We start from the raw sequence: 14,622 nt of genomic DNA on the forward strand, positions 1-14,622 counted from the left end.
GTTCTCCTCTCTCAGGCGACTCGGATCCACAAGGTGGCCCGGTCGTCATAGCGGTCATCGTCGTTGGCATTCATGATGTCGCCCATACATTGCCAAGTGCCCGGCAGGCTGTAACCGGCGTAACCATACTGATAAGCGGAGCAAGGTCGTAGATTTGCGCTTGACACTCGCTGGCCGTGGCTAGTTTTTCCGGCGGTATGGATCAGTGCGGCAAACACGTAAGCGCCAATAGCTTGGTATGTGCCGGCCACCACATCAGCGTTACCGCTGGCGGCCTGCTTAACGGCAAAGCTGTCCATGGCCCAATCAACCACATTCTTGCCGCTAAGACGTGGGCTGAACAGATCACCATTGGAGGCGATCCGCCATCCGCCCGGTGACTCCAGCTGGCCGCCGTTGCGCAGGGTCCACACTTGGGTGTAGCTACCGCCATCAGTAGCCGCGAAGGTGTGACCACAATCAGAAGCATTACCAAGCGTCTGGTAGCCATAGAACATCTCGATGTCATAGGCCCCGGCCATGTTGAACGACTGACCCAGCAAACCAAACAGCGCGCCGGAATACGTGGCAATGCCGGGGGCGTTATACGAGAGATGTCCCTTGGCGGGCCATGTCCGGTTATTGTTCAGCTCCGCCTTAAACTTGGTCAGCGACTTGACGCCGAGCGCCCCAATCTCAGCGTAACCCTGAGCCTCACCGCCAGCTCCATTACTCTGGCAGAAACGGACGTTTGCGGTGCCCATGGGTTTATACATCATCACCGCATGTTTGCCGGGCTCGTGCAGCTCAAGAGACGGGTTCGTGCTGCTCCGCACTTGGTGGTATTTACTCTCACTGCCGCCATCCACCACCAAGCTATTCATCTTGACGACGCCGTCAGAGCTCACCCCGAAATCTTGCCCCACCCAAGTCCCATCCTGATAGCGGTGGAGGCCCCACATCCCATTCGCTGGATCCATGCCAGCACCCCAAGTGCGGCCCCGGAAATCTTCATATGGGCTGAATTTCAGGCCGCCATTTGCCCCCACTCGCACAGAATCAGCAGCTAGGCGCTTGAGGGCGGTGATCTCATGGCGGCCGATGGCGATCACCTTGGATGGGGCATTCTCGGCGTTCACCTTGGCGCTGATATACGGATCGGCATCCTCGGGGGCCTCTATGCCCAGCCAGGAGCCGCCATTACCGCCAGCACGCGAGCGCGCTATCAACCCCGCTCTGGCGTAGATAGCATCTTTCGCGTCGACGCCACCGTCCAGGGGGCCGCCGGTCTTCGGGTATCCTCCCATCTGCTCCAGGGTGGGTTTGTCCGTCACCTCGTTATAGGTAGGCCAGCGGCTGGCGGTGGCCGGTACCTGGTCAAGCTCCCCCCACTGGTGGCGGTGGCTGCCATCTTTGATCTCCACCGCGATGGTGACGCCCTGGGCGTCTTCGAGGATGCCCTTGCCGGCCACGTCTCCGGTCAGCTCGATGGTGCGTTTGCGGCGCACGTCGGTGACGTTGCCGTCCGCATTGACGATGGCCACCTTGGCCACATGGTGCTGATGGCCGTTGCTGTCCAGGTAGTCGGTGAGCTCCGGCACGCTTAAGGTCAGGGTGAAGTGATTCACCCAGGCATCGAGCAGGGAGCCAGCCCGGTAGATGTCGAGCCAGAGCCCCACCGGTTTGGCGCCCGGGGTCACCTTCTTGACCTCGTTCAGTTCCGCCCGCAGGCCGCCCACGTAGGCCACCCCGGGCTGCACCTTGTAGACCCCGGACTCGTTGACCAGCTTGAAACCGTCACCGTAGAAGGTGGCCGGCCCGAAGAACTGCAGCGCCTGCAGGCGCAGGTCGTCGTCCATCCCGCGCAGGCGGGCGGCATAGTCGATTTGCCAGGTGCTGGCGTCCACGTGGGTGGCGGTGGCCTCTGCCGCGCGGTCGTACTCCATCAGCATGGATTTCACCAGGCTGTTGCCGGTCTGGCCGGTGGCCTCGTTGGTCTTGAGTTTGGTTTCCAGCCCCTTGTGCACAATCATCCCCACCACGCCGCTGGCCTTGTTGATGAGGTACATGGCGTTGAAGCTGAAATCGCCGACGGTGGTGTCCATCACGATGGTGTAAGCCACCGCGTCGTTGTTGATGCGCCCGCGCTGGTCCACTGCGTGGCGGTGCACAATCTGGCCCGCCGGCGGCAGGCCGCTGTCCGGGTTGATAGCCGCATCGGGATCGAGCCCCGGTACGTTGGCCAGCACGAACTCATCGAGCACCACCGGCGTCTGGTTGGTCAGGCACTCCTGCCAGTAGCGGGAGAAAGCGTTGGTAATGATCTGGCTCATGCGTTCCTCTTAAGTGTCGCGCCAAACACCTGCTGGCTCATGTCGATACGACCGAACCGCAGGGTGCCGGTGACCGGGTACACCACCTGAAAGCGATAGCGGCGGCAGGTGCGGCCATAGTGTTGAATGAGGGTTTCCATCAGTTTCTGGTTGGCCGCGATGGCGCCGTCGGTCACCTCGATGGTGATGACATCCCAGGGGGCGCCGGCCTGGCGCTCGTGAATGTCACACCAGCCGATGCCCAGGCGCTCGAAGATGCGCTTAAAGCCGGCCACCTCGCCGGCGTCCCGGGCGTTCACAAAGGCGAACTTGACCCGCTTGCGGAAAAGCTCGAGCGGCTCGCCGTTGAAACGGCTGATGTCCCGCTCCCATGCCAGCAACGCCAGCAGGGATTCCGAGCAGGTCAGCGGGTCTTGCTGGGCCAGCGGCAGCAACAGCCAGCCCTTGCCCCGTTGCCAGAAGGCATTGATCCCCTTGGCCAGAAACCCGGGCTCGGCGTGGGCCGGGCTGATGGTGTAGCCGTCTTCCCACCAGGGGGCGCTGGCATCAGGCAGCACCGGTGCCTGCAGGTCGTGTTCAAGCGGGGTCGGGTCAGTCATGCAGGGTCACCTCCAGCGCGCTCAGGCGTGGGATGGCCAGCCCCGACACGATGTCATCTTGCGCAAACTTGAGGCTCTGCAGTTGCGGGAACTGGCTGTGCAGCTCGCGGGCCAGCTGGGAGAGCGAGAAGCGCGAGCGCGGCCAGGTGCGGGTGACGCTTGGAAAATCCGCCGACTGGCGAAACGCCGCCTTGACCAGGCTTTCGGCGCCCGCCTTGAGCGCGGCTTTCTGCTCGTCGGTGAGGTTGGGCTGGGGCCAGATCGCCAGCGTCAGGCTGTGCTGGGTCTCTGGCATGGCCATCACGAACAGGTCATCGCCGTGGCCATGGTTGCCCTGGCGGCCCACGTAGTCATTAAGCTGATTGATGAGGCTGGCCGGGGTGGCGCCCACTTCCAGCAGGATGTAAGCGTTGGCGGTACCCGGGCCGCGTGGCCCCTCATGCTCAAAGAAGATGTGATCGGCGCGGATCCCCGCCACGCTGGCTAGCATGGAGCGGTAAATGGCGTCGATGTGGTAGCGCCCCACCGCCGAAAACTGGTTTTGGATACGCAGGCCGAGCGCGTCGTTGCCCTCGGCATCGGCGCCCTGGGTGGTGATCCACTCCTTGTCATCGTTGCGGGCCGAGAGGATGCCGGTCACCGGTTCGCTCAGCAGGTTGTAATACCCCGGGGCCAGATTCCAGGCGCTGCCGGCGAACTCGGCCTCGCAGACCACCTTGGCCACCGCCTCGCCGGCGGGACTGACCACCGCCTGCAGGGGCTTCACCCGGTAGATGGTGCCGTTGATGCGCTCGGTGGTGACCCAGATCTCGGCCGGGATGGTGACTGCCTCGCTCGGATTGGCTTTGACGAAATTGATCACTCCTCGGGTCTTCTGGGCGGCCTTGCGGGTCAGGTCCACATCCCAGGCCTTGAGATCGAGATAGGCATCGGTGGCGGTGGCCGCAAAGGTGTTGGGCAGCACATGGCCGGCCAAGAGCGTGCGGATAAGCCAGAGCGCCGGGGTGATGACCACCCCGCGCACCAGCCGCCAGAAGGGGCTCACATCAGAGTCATTGGTGATGAGGGAGCCGGCGGCTACCACCTCCTTTTTGAGTTCAGCCTCCATGGCCTGCTCGGTGGTCGGCACACCGGCCTCGGCCAGCAGGGCCATAAAGTTCACGTTGGGGCGCAGGTTCACAGGGTTACCTCCAGATTGCCGAATTCATAGGTGCGAGCGGTGACCAGCACCCGATCGGGGGCCTCTTCACGGATCACGATGGTGCCTGGTACCAGCCGCTCGTCGTCTTCTACCAGCAGTTCAATCTCGGTCATCACATCGGCGCGCAGGGTAGGGCTGCGCTCGCCGATGAGCTTGCGGGCCAACCCCGACTCCATGATGCGGTGCTTGATGTCCTGACCGATGCTGTGGCGGTCCTGGGTGTAACGTGGCTGGCCGCCGGCATCGAGTTGCCAGGCGCCGTTCACCACCAGGAGATCGATGTACTTGGGTTCATGGGTAATGGGTTCGCTCATTACGGGGTCTCCAGCCAGGCGTTTTCGGCCAGCTGCTCCGGTGTCATCGGGTTCTGGTTGGTGATATGTACTTCGCCGATGTGCAGGGACTTCGCGGGCTTCTGGTTGGCCGTGGTCGCCGCCGCGTTGGCCTGGATCAGCTGCTGGCCAAGGCCACCGGATGGCACCTTGCTCTGGTCCTGCTGGCGATAGCGGGCGAGGGGGGCGTTGACCGTTTCCCGCTGCTGTTCCTGGGTCGGCATGTTCATCACGCCTGGCATGACCGGCATGGTCAGCGGCGCCAGGGTCGGCATGGTGAGGTCCGGCATGCTGCCGAGCTCGATGTTGACGCCCGGGATCATGTTGAGTTTGTCGATCAACCAGTCCACGGCTTTGCCCAGCAACTGGAACGGACTGAGGTCGGCGAGCAGTTGCATGAAGCTGGCCCAGCCGGCGGCGGCCCCGTCGATCATCGCCTGGACGGCATCGAACACGCCCCAGTCAGCCAGGGTTTGCTTGAGGTCGTCCCAGTAGTAGATGACCGCCGCGACAGCACCGATCAGCAGCACGATACCCGCGATGATGAGGCCGATGGGGTTGGCATACATGGCGATGTTGACGGCCAGCAGGACGGCGCGAAAGGCAACCAGCCCCGCCTTGAGCAGGTTGAGCGGCGCCATGATGACGCTCCAGGCGATGCCGAGCCCCAGGGTTGCCAGCTTGGCCACGCCAGCAACCAGCATCCAGGTACCGGTCACCATGCTCAGGCCAACGATGGCGAGCAGGGCATAGCTCACCACCTTGGTGAGGTTCGGGAATAGGTGCGTCCAGCGCAGCACGGTGGTGGCGCCATCGGCAAAGACGCCCACCACGGCGTTGATAGCCGGCAGCACGACTCCGAAGGCGGCGGCCCGGATGGCAAACCAGGCTTGCGTCACCCGTTCCCACTGGTCAGTCATGGCGGCGGCCATCTGCTCGGCCTTGCCCATGCCGTGGGTGTTGGCCAAGGCGTTGATATTGGTGGCCAGCCCCTTGGTGTTGGTCATCAACAGCTTGATCATGGCCACTGCCTCGTCCGAGCCGAAGGCCTTCTTGAGCTCGTCCCCCTCGGCCACGCTCATGGTCTCGCCATACTTGGCCTTGAGCTTGTCCATGATAGTGAGCACCGGCAGCATGTTGCCCGCGGCGTCGGTGAACTTGAGCCCGAGCGCCTTCTGGGCACCCCCGACCCCGGCCAGGAAGGCCTTGAATTTGGTCCCCGCCTCGCCACCGCTCATGGTGGCCTGCAGCTGGCCGAGCACGGCGAACTGCTCATCCATCGAGATCCCGGCGGCGGTTGCGTTGGCACCGATCGCCCCAAAGGCATCAGCCATGCCCTGACCGGTAGTCTTGAACAACTGCACCGCCAGCGCTGTCTTGCCGGCCACATCCTCGACCCAGTTGGCCTTGCCCATTTGCTTGGCCTGCTGCTCGAAAATGCCGTACATGGTGCCCATGTAGTTGGTGATGGTGGCGGTGTCGGCCTTGGTGGCCTTGGCCAGGGTGGTGGATGCACGGGTGAAGGCGGGCAGTTCGTTGCCTTCCAGCCCGGCGATCGCGGATTGAATATCGTAGGATGAGCGCACGATCTCGGTGGCTGACTCACCATACTGGATGGAGAGTTTCAGGGCCTCGCGACCGAGCGCGCCGAGCACCTCCTTTTGCACATCAAGGGAGGCCACCTCGGCCAAGGCCCGGTCCATTTCGATGGCCGGCCCCAGGGCGCCCTGGATCGCCATGACGCCTCCGGCCACGGTGGTGGCCCCCATCGCCATGTTGCTCCAGCCCTGGCGGCCTGACTTGGTGACCTTGTCCATCTGGGCATTGATGCCGGCAAGGGGCTTGGTGACCTGGTCAACCAATGCTACCTGCATCATCAATTTTTCCATCCAAGCCATAGGGGTCTCTTATCCGTTCAGTGCTTTGGCAATGCCCTCTGCCACGGCGGTGGCGTTGGACTCTCTTGCGTTTCTGTCTAACCAGATGGCGCGAGCCAGGTTGTCGAGGTCGTCATCCTCATGGGGCAGGTAGTAGCGCCGCAGCGCCAGCACCTGCTCCAGTTGGTTGCGCTCGATGGCCTCGGCGCGCGCCGTCAGTTTTTTACGGTGATCTCCAGCTCGGGTGCGAACTCCTTGTTGATGGCCCCCGCCAGCTGCAGGGCGGCGCTGGGGCGCTTGAGCAGCTCATCGAGCGCCTCTTTGCTCTCGGCGCAGACGATCTTTTTCAGGTAGTTGTGAGCCGGTGCCACCTTGTCGTTGGGCATCATGTCGTTGATGAAGCCGTTATAGGCCACCATGGTGGGGGCGAATTTCAGCTCTTTGCCGGCGACGTCCAGGGTGATGATCGGTGTACTCATGGGGTGGTTTCCTCTTGTTCAATCCAATGGTTCAGGGTGTTGATCTGGGTTTGGCAGCGGCGCAGCGCCGTCTGCAGGGTGGGGATAAACCGCACGGCCTCGCCGTAAGTGGCCCCCGTAAAGTCAGGCTCCTGGCAGTGTGGCACCAGCCCGGGCGGCGGCAGCCGCTTCACTACCTTGGTTTGCACCACCGTGGTGGGCTGGCTGGAGCAGGCGCAAAGCGCCAGCAGGCAGAGGCTCGCGAGCACAGTCCGGGCGGCCAGTCGGTGGCGTGGCCAACGCTTGTTGCAGTTCATCGGCGGTCTTCCTGTTCTGGTTGTCGAGCTCGGCCAAGGCCGCGTTCTGGTCGTTTAGCAGCAGGCGCAAGCCCGTCGTCATCAGCTGCTGTTCCTGGAGTTCGGTGGCCTGCTGGCTGTTGACGGTCTGCAGGTGGGTGATCGTGGTTTGTTGCTCGCCCATCGTGCGCTGCATGTCCACGCTGCGGCGGTGGGTGACATAGAGCGCCAGCACCAGCAGCAGGCCCACGATCCCCATGACCTTGCTGAGGGTGCTCATGCCAGCACCCCGCCGAACTCAGTGAACTTGGCCAGCAGGTCAGCCAGTTTGTGCTCGCGCTGACCGTAACCGGCGCCCGGCAAGCTGGCCCAGATGTTGGCGCACTTGGCCACCGCCTGGGGGATGCGCCCCTTGAGCACATCGTCTAGCGCCTTGCGCTCGCGAATAAGCTGGATAGCCCAGGTGTCTTGTGACTCGGGGCCAAAGTCCGGCAAGGCCAGCAGCATCTGATAGTGGCGCCAGTGTTTGGACAGATGCTGATAACGGCCGGCGGCGGTACTGACCAGTCCGGGGCGGACGATGACAGACACATTGGGGTGGGTGCTGTAGTCACCGAAGAACCCCGCCGGATTGACCAGCTTGTTGTAACCGTCGTCCCCCAGGCCCTTGGTGCCCTCGGCATAGGCCAATAGGTCGAGAAAGGCAGCCACCTGTGGGTGGCAGTTACTGCGCGGCATTGTTGTCCTCCTTCTTGCGAAACATCAGTGCGGCCCGGTCGCGGATGATGTCGATCCCAAGCAGTCCCACCATGCCACCCAACAACGGGGTGGCTTCCTGGGGGATCCCTAGCAGCTGGGTCCCAGTGGCGGCCGCTAAGGTGATGAGGCCGCACAGCAGGGATTCGATCAGCCGGCGGCGACCCCGCCCACCGGCATAGGTGATGCGCAGGAAGGCGATGGCCAGCGCCAGCAGTGCCCCATAGACGGCGGGCCAGTTGTCCATCAGCCAGGCCAGCATGGCAGCCCAGAGGGTGGGGTCTTTGTTTGGCATAGAGTTCATGTCCGTTGCTCTGGTTAGCGACCCAGCCGCTCAAGGCGGGTCTTGCAGGGGACGCACAGGCGCACCCCGGGTACATGGCGGCGGCGTTCTTCCGGGATGGGGTCGTCGCACTCTTCGCACAGGTGCCGGCTCTCGCCCTGGTAGTGGCCTTTGCCCACCTGGTTAGCCAACTGGATCGCCAGCATGCGGGCGGCGTGGTGGTTGGCGCGGTCGATGTCGTCCATTGGTCCCCCTTACCCTTTCAGGTGGCGGGTGTCGTCTTCCGAGAGGTACGGCACGCCATCAATGCGAATGAAGTCGGGGGAGGTGACGGCGCCCTTGATCTTGTGCGACGTCTTGCTACCGCCCTTGGGGTCGATATCCAGCAGGTCGGAGATCTGCAGCTTCACGCCGAAGGCCTCCACCTTCATGGTCTCGTCGCCATTGTCGGCATAGAACAGCACATCCTCCGGTTTCATCCCGCGCCAGCTGCCGGCCCGCTTGGCAGCGTTGCTGAGCAGCTTGAAGTTCTTGGCATCGAGCTCGAACTCGCACTCGGCCGAGACGTCGCCGTCCACATAGCCGTCAGGGATGCCCCGGGTTTGCGCCACGGCGCTGTTATCGGTGATGGTCAGGCTGGCCTTCTCGACGTGCACCATGGTGCCCAGCAGTTCAATGTCGAAGTTCTGGCCGGAAATACGGCGGGTCATGGATTAGCCCTCCCCGTTGTTGAGGCTCAAGTCGAGCATGATGTTGACGGTGATCCCCTTGGGGCAGTCCACGGTGCGGATCACCACGTAGATGGAAACGTGGTTCTTGTCGGTCCACTGGATGCCGATGTCGCCATCCTTGGGGGAGGTGATATCGCCCGGGAACGGCTGGCCGTTGATGGTGATGGCCTTGGCCATCTCGCGCAGGTCTTTGCCAAAGTAGAGAATGGCGGCGGCCGTGCTGCCCGGGGTGGAGTTGAACGAGCGATCGCCGATACGGGCGATGGCACGTACCCGCATCCGGCGCGCTACCTTGTAGGCGACCCGCAGGTTTTCGATCACCTGGTAGTCGCCGCCCTCGGCGTCCAGGGTGCGGCCGTCGGCCCAGTAGGTACCGTCATAGTCCGGGTACCACATCGGCACCGAGTAACGGTTCTGCTCCAGGGTCTGCAGGGTGGCCAGCGGCAGCTCGACCCCGTCCTTGTCCTTCGGCTTGTTGCCAAGACCCACCACGGCGCCGGTTTTCACCCGGCAGGGGCTGTCGGCCACACTGACCGAGCGGTTGCACAGGCGGCCGGCGTAGGCGCCGACGAGGTTTGTAAACAGCTGCGGGATCAGCGAGACGGATTCCGCCTTGATGCCCTCCTGCAGGGTGGCCAGCTCGGTCTCATAGGTGGACCAGTCTTGCTCCTTCGCAATGCCCGGTACCGCCAGCAGCATGAACTGCCAGCGCCCCCACTTGGCGATCAGTTCCTGGTTGAGGGCGTGGGCGGCATTGATGCTGGCCTGGTCCCACTCCTGCCCCAGTACCACGACCCCCTCGAATGACTGGGTTTTCTGGGCATCGCGCACTGCCTCTTTCCAGTCCATGTCGGTGGGCAGCACGAAGGCGGCCGCCGTCCAGTTCTGGCCGGCGTTGGCCATGGCGGCCTGCAGGTTGGCTTTCAGCTCGCTGTCAGCGGCGCCGAGCAGCTGGTCAAAGTCTGACTGTGTGTTGAGGGAGAGCAGCTTGCCGGTGTTGCTGGCGGCGCTGCCGACGAACAGCAGGTGGCGTTCGACCTCGGTCACCGGCCCCTGCATCTGGTTCAAGTTGTTGATCTGTACATAAGGCCACATGGCTTATTTCCTCTTGAGGTCTTGCTTGTTGACGTCCCAGCCGTAATTGATGCTCTGCAGGGCGCGGGCAAAGGCCTGCTCCCGTTGCTTGGCATTGGCCCCCAGAAAGGGGCGAGCAGGCAGCTCTATTTCCCAGCTCTCTTTCACCGGTTCATCCTTGAGCTTCTTGATGAGCAGGCCCGCCTGGGCGTAGTTGAGATTGCTGGTGATCCAGCCAAGTGAGGCCGACCGGTATGAGCGCTTGCGCTGGCCCGGGCGCTTGAACCCGAGTTCGCGCAGCTTGCGCGCCTGGGCCTTGGAGGCTTGTTTCTGCTTGCCGCCTTCACTGGGGGCGATGCGGCGCCGGCTGGCGGCCGTCATCTTGTAGGTGTGCCCCTTTTGGTGGGTGTTGGCGATGATCCCCGCGTGGGCGCTCATGGTGCCCTTGGTGAACCCGAGCTCGGCCACGTCCTGGCGGGGCTCGCGGATCTGCAGCAACTTGGGGAGGCCGCGCAGCATCTTGCGTTTGCCGCGCTTGCGCGGTGCCCAGGGCTGGCCGTTCGGGTCTTGCTGCTGGCGCACATTGCGGGCCGCCAGCTTTTTCATCTCGTTGGCTGCCCGCCACACCAGGCGCTTGCGTTTCTTGGCTGGCAGGGCCAGCAGGTTGAGCTGGTCCTTGCTGCGACGGGTGTCCAGGGTGATGGTGATCATGACTGTCCACCTACCTGGTGATGGCCGGTGTCACCGACGTTCATCTCGATGTGCTCTGCCACCCAGATTTCATAGGGGGCCACGTTCCAGCGTTTGCCGCTCCATTGGATGGGGCCGCTCGGGTGCTCGATGAGGCGCAGCGGCTCGGTAAAGGTGAGCTGGATCTCGAGATCGGCGGTCCGCTCATCGTTCGGGGTGACGGCGTATTCTGGGTCGTCCAGCTTGAACTTCTCGCGAAACGGATCATTTTCCTGCACCCATGCGGCGACCGTGGCCAGCACGATGGCCGGATCCAGTTCGCGAAAGGGCAGTTGCTCGATGGTGTACACCGCCTGATAGGTGAGCCAGGCCACATCCACCCCGGTGGGCCCCATGTTCTTGGATTCCAGCCGGATGGCGCCGTTCTCCATCCAGCTATCCAGCGACTTGTGGCATTTGGCCGGCAGTACCCGCTGGATCTCGGCGTGGAGCGCGTGCAGGAAATAGCCCTGGGCTTGCTGCTCGTTCATGGCTTCGCTCATATCAGTGACACTCCCGCCCGATGTTTGCCCTTGATGCTGCGCACCAACTGCTGACTTTCGGCCAGCAGTTGGGCGCGCTGCTCTGGCGCCCGTTCCACCTGGTTGTTGGCGGCCGGTCGCTCGGTGACGCTGGCGAACTCCGGCAAGATGGCCGCCTTGGCACGGGCAAACACGGCGGCCAGGTACTGCTCGGTCAGCGCATTGGTGCCGCCTTCTAGGCTCGGACCCGGTACGGCAGCGGCACTGGCGTAGCCCTTGGCCAGCAGCGCGACCTGGTGGCTGGCGAGCTGCAGGTTGATTTCAGAGACGGCGGCCAGCAGGGCGGCGCCGGTGGTCTGTTGGTCGAGGTCAGCAGGCAGGGCGCGGCGGCGCTCGAAGTCGGCCACGGCCACATCAGGCCAGAACCCGTCATTGCGGATAGTGGCGGCGCTGTAGTCGATATCCTTGCCTGCAAACATGTCTGGACCCCTGTTGATGCTTGCCAATGTGAACACCACTACCCCGGTTACACGGGTCGCCGATGGCGCGGCGAGAAAAGGTGCACCCCTGTAGCCACGGATCGCAGGATTCGGCGCGGGCCTTGCGGCTGGCCTATCCTCCCCGCCGGGGTGCGACGGCGCGGAGAGTCGTTATTGCTCCGGATTAAGCGCCCGCAGGCGCATGGCAATCTTTTGGCGCAAGGTGCCGACGCCCACCTTGCTGTGCAGCTTGTCGGCCTGGGCCAGCCAGTGGTCGGCTTGCTCCAGGGTGGCGCTGTCCCCCACGGCGCTGGGGCGAGGCTGGCCGTCGTGGTCACGCAGCAGCAGACAACCTGCCGCCTTGAACCACTTGGCGGTCAGCCGTTCGTTGAGGCGCCAGTCATTGCGTACCTTGTCGAACACCCGGGAGAACCATGGCTCGACGGCATGCCCCTCGGCTGCTTGCTTCTCGGCCCACTCCAGCACGGTGTCGGCCACGAAATGTGCCCAGTCGCGCTTGATGTTGTTCGGGGTGCGTTGGCCCTGGGCGATGGCGAGATCCGCCCAGGCAATGCCGGCGTCGAAATCCCCGACATCGAAGGCCCAGATGATGAGGCGTTGAAACAGCTCGTTCTGGTAGGGCTGGCCGGACTCACTGACGGCGGCCAGATAGCGCTCCACATAGGGGCGGTATTTGGGCATCAGCTCGTCCCGCTTCATGTTCACCCGGTCCCCAATGCGGGCCAGCTTGCGCAGACGCACGATGTCCTGTTCCAGGGCAATCATCTGCAGGTGCAGGCTGTCCGCCACCGCGCCGGTGGCCATGCCTGAGCTGGCGGTTTGTGCAGCCCCCTGCATGGCTTGGACGCGCTGTTTGTGGCGTTGACCGGGTGAGCTCATGGCTTAGACCTCGGGTGCTGCCGGCGCGGCGCCGATCTCGATGTCGGCCTCTTCAAAGCCGCCATAGGCCAGGTACTCGCCGATGGCATAGCCTTCCATCCGCCAGTACTGGTTATCGAAGCACTTCTTGTCCTGGTTATCGTCGGCCTTGCGGTTGCGGGTGCCGCGCTGGGTGTAGATGTGCAGGTTGTCCAGGGTGGTGACCACCATCCGTTTGCCCGGGAAGAACGGCGGGATATAGGCGCGGCGCCCGGCGATGGATTCGGCCAGCTTCTGGGCGGCGATCTGCTCGCTCGGCTTGGTGGCTTCGCTGTAGAGCTTGGCCTGGGCCGCGGCCACCAGATCGGTACCGACCAGCACAACCAGACGCGGGTCCTGGCGGAACAGTGGATCGATGGTGGTGTTGATGAGGTCGGAGGCCATCTCGTCCAGGGTCTTGTAATCACCCTTGCCATCCGGGTCGAAGTGGATCTTCTTGCCGGCCTCGGCCTTGATGATCTGGCTGCCTTCGTTCCACTCGCGGGCCAGTTGGTGCCAGCCTTTGTTGACGTCTTCACCGAGCGGGTTCTTCTCCGGATCGGTGGTCTCAGCGGCTTTCACGCCGTTCCAGCCGACCCGCAGCATGTCGAGGGCAAAGACCCGGTTGATGAACTCACCGACCAGGCGGATGAACTCGCCCTCGCTGCCGGCGTTGGCCCAGACGCACAGGGTGGCCCAGTCGAGGGAGGCGCAGGAATCGGTCTCGGTCAGCTCGTAGGTGTTGCCGGCGACGCCGATCTTGCCGTTGAAGCGGCCATCCTTCTTACGGCCGGTGAACAGCTTGCCGATGCCGACTTGCACTACCTGGCCCTTGATCTGATCCACGTCCAGGCAAGTGATGAGGCCAAGGAACTCGACGGACGCCAGCAGCGCTGAGCGCAGGCCGGTTTCGACCGGGCCAGAAATGACGCTGAACTGCTTGGCCAGTGCGTTAACGGGGATGCCGTAGGACTTGGCCAGGGCGTTGCTGTATTGCTCCAGGCGCTGACGGGCCTGGACGGTGAGGGACTGACTCACGGCCGCTCCTTAGTAAACGGTGGGGGTATCGTCACCGCCGAGCGCGCCCGGGCGCTGGCCCGGTACTTCAGCGGAAAACTGTTCGATCTTGCCCTGCAGCTCGCCGAACTTGTCGGTCAGGCCGGTCAGGGTCTGCTCCAGCTTGGTGAACTGCTCGGCGGTGATGCCGGGTTTATCCTCCACCTTGGTGGGCTCGGTGACCGGCTGGGTGGTTTCCTCGGTGGTCGGCTTGGCTTCCAGCTTGGCGCTGAAGGCATCGATCTTGGTGCCAAGGCCAGTGAGGGCCCCCAGCATCTGATCGAACTGTTCTGGTTTCATTTCCTCATCCTCGGGTTGGCTGGGGGGAGTGGTAGGTGCCTGCTCGCCATGGCTGGAGAGCAGGTTGAACAGCTTGGTGAGCAGGCTGTCTGGCTTCTCATGCTTGGGCAGTGTGAACATGGAGAGATCCAGCGGTTCGCTGGTGCCGATGACCTGGCCCTTGTTGCTCTTGCTGAACTTGAGGTGGGTGGTCCCGGTGCTGGCTGGCTGGTCGGTGACGCCCAGACCAATCAGGTAGGTGCGCCCCAGATCGGCGAACTGCTCGAACGGCTCGATGGAGCAGAACTGATACTGGCCGCTCTGGTTCCAGTAGATGAGATCGCGGTTTGGGCAAAGGATGGCGTACAGCTTGAATTTGCCATCGACCTCTTCGGTCTTGAGGGCCTGCACGGTGCCGTAGCTGGACCAGCGATCGTGATCGGGCCAGATGACGGCGGTGTAATAGGTCGGGTCGTAGGTCTCGGCCATGTCGGTGAGCCAGTCGCGGGTAATATCCCGCCCGTCCACCGCTTTGCCTTCGGTGGCGATACAGACCCAGCCAGTTCTCAAGGTTGATTCGTTCATGCCTGCTCCCAATTGATGCGGAGTCAGGCTATCGGGTCGGCAAGGGTGATTCATCCGGTTGTGTTCGGCGGGATTCGGATCCAGCGGGATATCCGAATTGCTCAGAACATCAGTGGGATAAGAGGGGGAAGTGGGCTGGCTATGATGGCGCCATCATTCACCTGATGGAGGCGCC

At 63.3% G+C, this 14,622-nt stretch carries 20 protein-coding genes; all 20 read right to left on the reverse strand.

Annotation, left to right across the window (positions count from 1 at the left end):
• Positions 1-11: 11 nt before the first annotated feature.
• The 20 genes from ACPW75_RS24270 to ACPW75_RS24365 all read right to left on the reverse strand — a co-directional run bounded on the left by ACPW75_RS24270 (position 12) and on the right by ACPW75_RS24365 (position 14,447).
• Entirely contained in the window at positions 12-2,312 is a 2,301-nt protein-coding gene (locus tag ACPW75_RS24270; protein WP_425904379.1) for a phage tail protein, read from the reverse strand.
• Positions 2,309-2,911 carry a phage tail protein gene (locus ACPW75_RS24275; protein WP_425904380.1) on the reverse strand — a complete coding sequence of 201 codons (603 nt, stop codon included), beginning with the start codon at positions 2,909-2,911 and terminating at the stop codon, positions 2,309-2,311. Before ACPW75_RS24275 ends, ACPW75_RS24270 begins: the two co-directional genes overlap by 4 nt.
• Positions 2,904-4,091, reverse strand: a complete 1,188-nt coding sequence (locus ACPW75_RS24280) for a baseplate J/gp47 family protein (protein WP_425904381.1) — start codon at positions 4,089-4,091, stop codon at positions 2,904-2,906. The genes ACPW75_RS24275 and ACPW75_RS24280 overlap by 8 nt, the downstream gene beginning before the upstream one ends.
• A complete protein-coding gene (locus ACPW75_RS24285) occupies positions 4,088-4,426 on the reverse strand; it encodes a DUF2590 family protein (RefSeq protein ID WP_425904382.1) in 339 nt (112 codons plus the stop codon). The genes ACPW75_RS24280 and ACPW75_RS24285 overlap by 4 nt, the downstream gene beginning before the upstream one ends.
• Complete coding sequence (locus ACPW75_RS24290; protein WP_425904383.1) at positions 4,426-6,342, reverse strand: phage tail tape measure protein; 1,917 nt, start codon at positions 6,340-6,342, stop codon at positions 4,426-4,428. The genes ACPW75_RS24285 and ACPW75_RS24290 overlap by 1 nt, the downstream gene beginning before the upstream one ends.
• A 9-nt stretch (positions 6,343-6,351) precedes the next feature.
• The gene (locus ACPW75_RS24295) at positions 6,352-6,495 is read right to left on the reverse strand and encodes a DUF6890 family protein (RefSeq protein WP_168967559.1); all 144 of its coding nucleotides are present in this window, start codon (positions 6,493-6,495) and stop codon (positions 6,352-6,354) included.
• 41 nt (positions 6,496-6,536) lie between these two features.
• Positions 6,537-6,800: a putative phage tail assembly chaperone gene (locus ACPW75_RS24300; RefSeq protein WP_166464250.1), complete on the reverse strand. Its 264-nt coding sequence runs from the start codon at positions 6,798-6,800 to the stop codon at positions 6,537-6,539.
• A complete protein-coding gene (gene lysC / locus ACPW75_RS24305; protein WP_425904384.1) occupies positions 6,797-6,991 on the reverse strand; it encodes an Rz1-like lysis system protein LysC in 195 nt (64 codons plus the stop codon). The genes ACPW75_RS24300 and lysC overlap by 4 nt, the downstream gene beginning before the upstream one ends.
• Positions 6,924-7,355 carry a hypothetical protein gene (locus tag ACPW75_RS24310; protein ID WP_425904385.1) on the reverse strand — a complete coding sequence of 144 codons (432 nt, stop codon included), beginning with the start codon at positions 7,353-7,355 and terminating at the stop codon, positions 6,924-6,926. Before ACPW75_RS24310 ends, lysC begins: the two co-directional genes overlap by 68 nt.
• Positions 7,352-7,813: a glycoside hydrolase family 24 protein gene (locus ACPW75_RS24315; RefSeq protein ID WP_408755643.1), complete on the reverse strand. Its 462-nt coding sequence runs from the start codon at positions 7,811-7,813 to the stop codon at positions 7,352-7,354. The genes ACPW75_RS24310 and ACPW75_RS24315 overlap by 4 nt, the downstream gene beginning before the upstream one ends.
• Positions 7,800-8,126, reverse strand: a complete 327-nt coding sequence (locus tag ACPW75_RS24320) for a phage holin, lambda family (protein WP_045525292.1) — start codon at positions 8,124-8,126, stop codon at positions 7,800-7,802. The genes ACPW75_RS24315 and ACPW75_RS24320 overlap by 14 nt, the downstream gene beginning before the upstream one ends.
• Before the next feature lie 23 nt (positions 8,127-8,149).
• Positions 8,150-8,359, reverse strand: coding sequence for a TraR/DksA family transcriptional regulator (locus ACPW75_RS24325; RefSeq protein ID WP_045525294.1), 210 nt, complete (start codon positions 8,357-8,359; stop codon positions 8,150-8,152).
• Positions 8,360-8,368: 9 nt separating this feature from the next.
• Complete coding sequence (locus tag ACPW75_RS24330) at positions 8,369-8,824, reverse strand: phage protein (RefSeq protein WP_045525296.1); 456 nt, start codon at positions 8,822-8,824, stop codon at positions 8,369-8,371.
• 3 nt (positions 8,825-8,827) lie between these two features.
• Positions 8,828-9,940, reverse strand: a complete 1,113-nt coding sequence (locus ACPW75_RS24335; protein WP_085736120.1) for a DUF2586 domain-containing protein — start codon at positions 9,938-9,940, stop codon at positions 8,828-8,830.
• 3 nt (positions 9,941-9,943) lie between these two features.
• Positions 9,944-10,630 carry a phage virion morphogenesis protein gene (locus ACPW75_RS24340; protein ID WP_045529844.1) on the reverse strand — a complete coding sequence of 229 codons (687 nt, stop codon included), beginning with the start codon at positions 10,628-10,630 and terminating at the stop codon, positions 9,944-9,946.
• Positions 10,627-11,151: a phage tail protein gene (locus ACPW75_RS24345; RefSeq protein ID WP_425904386.1), complete on the reverse strand. Its 525-nt coding sequence runs from the start codon at positions 11,149-11,151 to the stop codon at positions 10,627-10,629. The genes ACPW75_RS24340 and ACPW75_RS24345 overlap by 4 nt, the downstream gene beginning before the upstream one ends.
• A complete protein-coding gene (locus ACPW75_RS24350) occupies positions 11,148-11,609 on the reverse strand; it encodes a head completion/stabilization protein (protein ID WP_139731513.1) in 462 nt (153 codons plus the stop codon). Before ACPW75_RS24350 ends, ACPW75_RS24345 begins: the two co-directional genes overlap by 4 nt.
• 171 nt (positions 11,610-11,780) lie before the next feature.
• Entirely contained in the window at positions 11,781-12,509 is a 729-nt protein-coding gene (locus ACPW75_RS24355) for a terminase endonuclease subunit (protein WP_323901091.1), read from the reverse strand.
• Positions 12,510-12,512: 3 nt separating this feature from the next.
• Positions 12,513-13,565 carry a phage major capsid protein, P2 family gene (locus tag ACPW75_RS24360; RefSeq protein ID WP_168967738.1) on the reverse strand — a complete coding sequence of 351 codons (1,053 nt, stop codon included), beginning with the start codon at positions 13,563-13,565 and terminating at the stop codon, positions 12,513-12,515.
• Positions 13,566-13,574: 9 nt separating this feature from the next.
• Positions 13,575-14,447: a GPO family capsid scaffolding protein gene (locus ACPW75_RS24365; RefSeq protein WP_425904387.1), complete on the reverse strand. Its 873-nt coding sequence runs from the start codon at positions 14,445-14,447 to the stop codon at positions 13,575-13,577.
• Positions 14,448-14,622: the final 175 nt, after the last annotated feature.

It is taken from the genome of Aeromonas sp. FL131 (genome assembly GCF_049860615.1).
Classification (GTDB): domain Bacteria; phylum Pseudomonadota; class Gammaproteobacteria; order Enterobacterales; family Aeromonadaceae; genus Aeromonas; species Aeromonas hydrophila.

What these genes read in the sequence shown, in the direction of transcription:
- ACPW75_RS24270 (WP_425904379.1), bottom strand. Translation starts at nt 2,312, where the DNA reads ATGAGCCAGATCATTACCAACGCTTTCTCCCGCTACTGGCAGGAGTGC.
- ACPW75_RS24275 (WP_425904380.1), bottom strand. Translation starts at nt 2,911, where the DNA reads ATGACTGACCCGACCCCGCTTGAACACGACCTGCAGGCACCGGTGCTG.
- ACPW75_RS24285 (WP_425904382.1), bottom strand. Translation starts at nt 4,426, where the DNA reads ATGAGCGAACCCATTACCCATGAACCCAAGTACATCGATCTCCTGGTG.
- ACPW75_RS24290 (WP_425904383.1), bottom strand. Translation starts at nt 6,342, where the DNA reads ATGGCTTGGATGGAAAAATTGATGATGCAGGTAGCATTGGTTGACCAG.
- ACPW75_RS24300 (WP_166464250.1), bottom strand. Translation starts at nt 6,800, where the DNA reads ATGAGTACACCGATCATCACCCTGGACGTCGCCGGCAAAGAGCTGAAA.
- ACPW75_RS24310 (WP_425904385.1), bottom strand. Translation starts at nt 7,355, where the DNA reads ATGAGCACCCTCAGCAAGGTCATGGGGATCGTGGGCCTGCTGCTGGTG.
- ACPW75_RS24315 (WP_408755643.1), bottom strand. Translation starts at nt 7,813, where the DNA reads ATGCCGCGCAGTAACTGCCACCCACAGGTGGCTGCCTTTCTCGACCTA.
- ACPW75_RS24320 (WP_045525292.1), bottom strand. Translation starts at nt 8,126, where the DNA reads ATGCCAAACAAAGACCCCACCCTCTGGGCTGCCATGCTGGCCTGGCTG.
- ACPW75_RS24325 (WP_045525294.1), bottom strand. Translation starts at nt 8,359, where the DNA reads ATGGACGACATCGACCGCGCCAACCACCACGCCGCCCGCATGCTGGCG.
- ACPW75_RS24330 (WP_045525296.1), bottom strand. Translation starts at nt 8,824, where the DNA reads ATGACCCGCCGTATTTCCGGCCAGAACTTCGACATTGAACTGCTGGGC.
- ACPW75_RS24335 (WP_085736120.1), bottom strand. Translation starts at nt 9,940, where the DNA reads ATGTGGCCTTATGTACAGATCAACAACTTGAACCAGATGCAGGGGCCG.
- ACPW75_RS24340 (WP_045529844.1), bottom strand. Translation starts at nt 10,630, where the DNA reads ATGATCACCATCACCCTGGACACCCGTCGCAGCAAGGACCAGCTCAAC.
- ACPW75_RS24345 (WP_425904386.1), bottom strand. Translation starts at nt 11,151, where the DNA reads ATGAGCGAAGCCATGAACGAGCAGCAAGCCCAGGGCTATTTCCTGCAC.
- ACPW75_RS24350 (WP_139731513.1), bottom strand. Translation starts at nt 11,609, where the DNA reads ATGTTTGCAGGCAAGGATATCGACTACAGCGCCGCCACTATCCGCAAT.
- ACPW75_RS24355 (WP_323901091.1), bottom strand. Translation starts at nt 12,509, where the DNA reads ATGAGCTCACCCGGTCAACGCCACAAACAGCGCGTCCAAGCCATGCAG.
- ACPW75_RS24365 (WP_425904387.1), bottom strand. Translation starts at nt 14,447, where the DNA reads ATGAACGAATCAACCTTGAGAACTGGCTGGGTCTGTATCGCCACCGAA.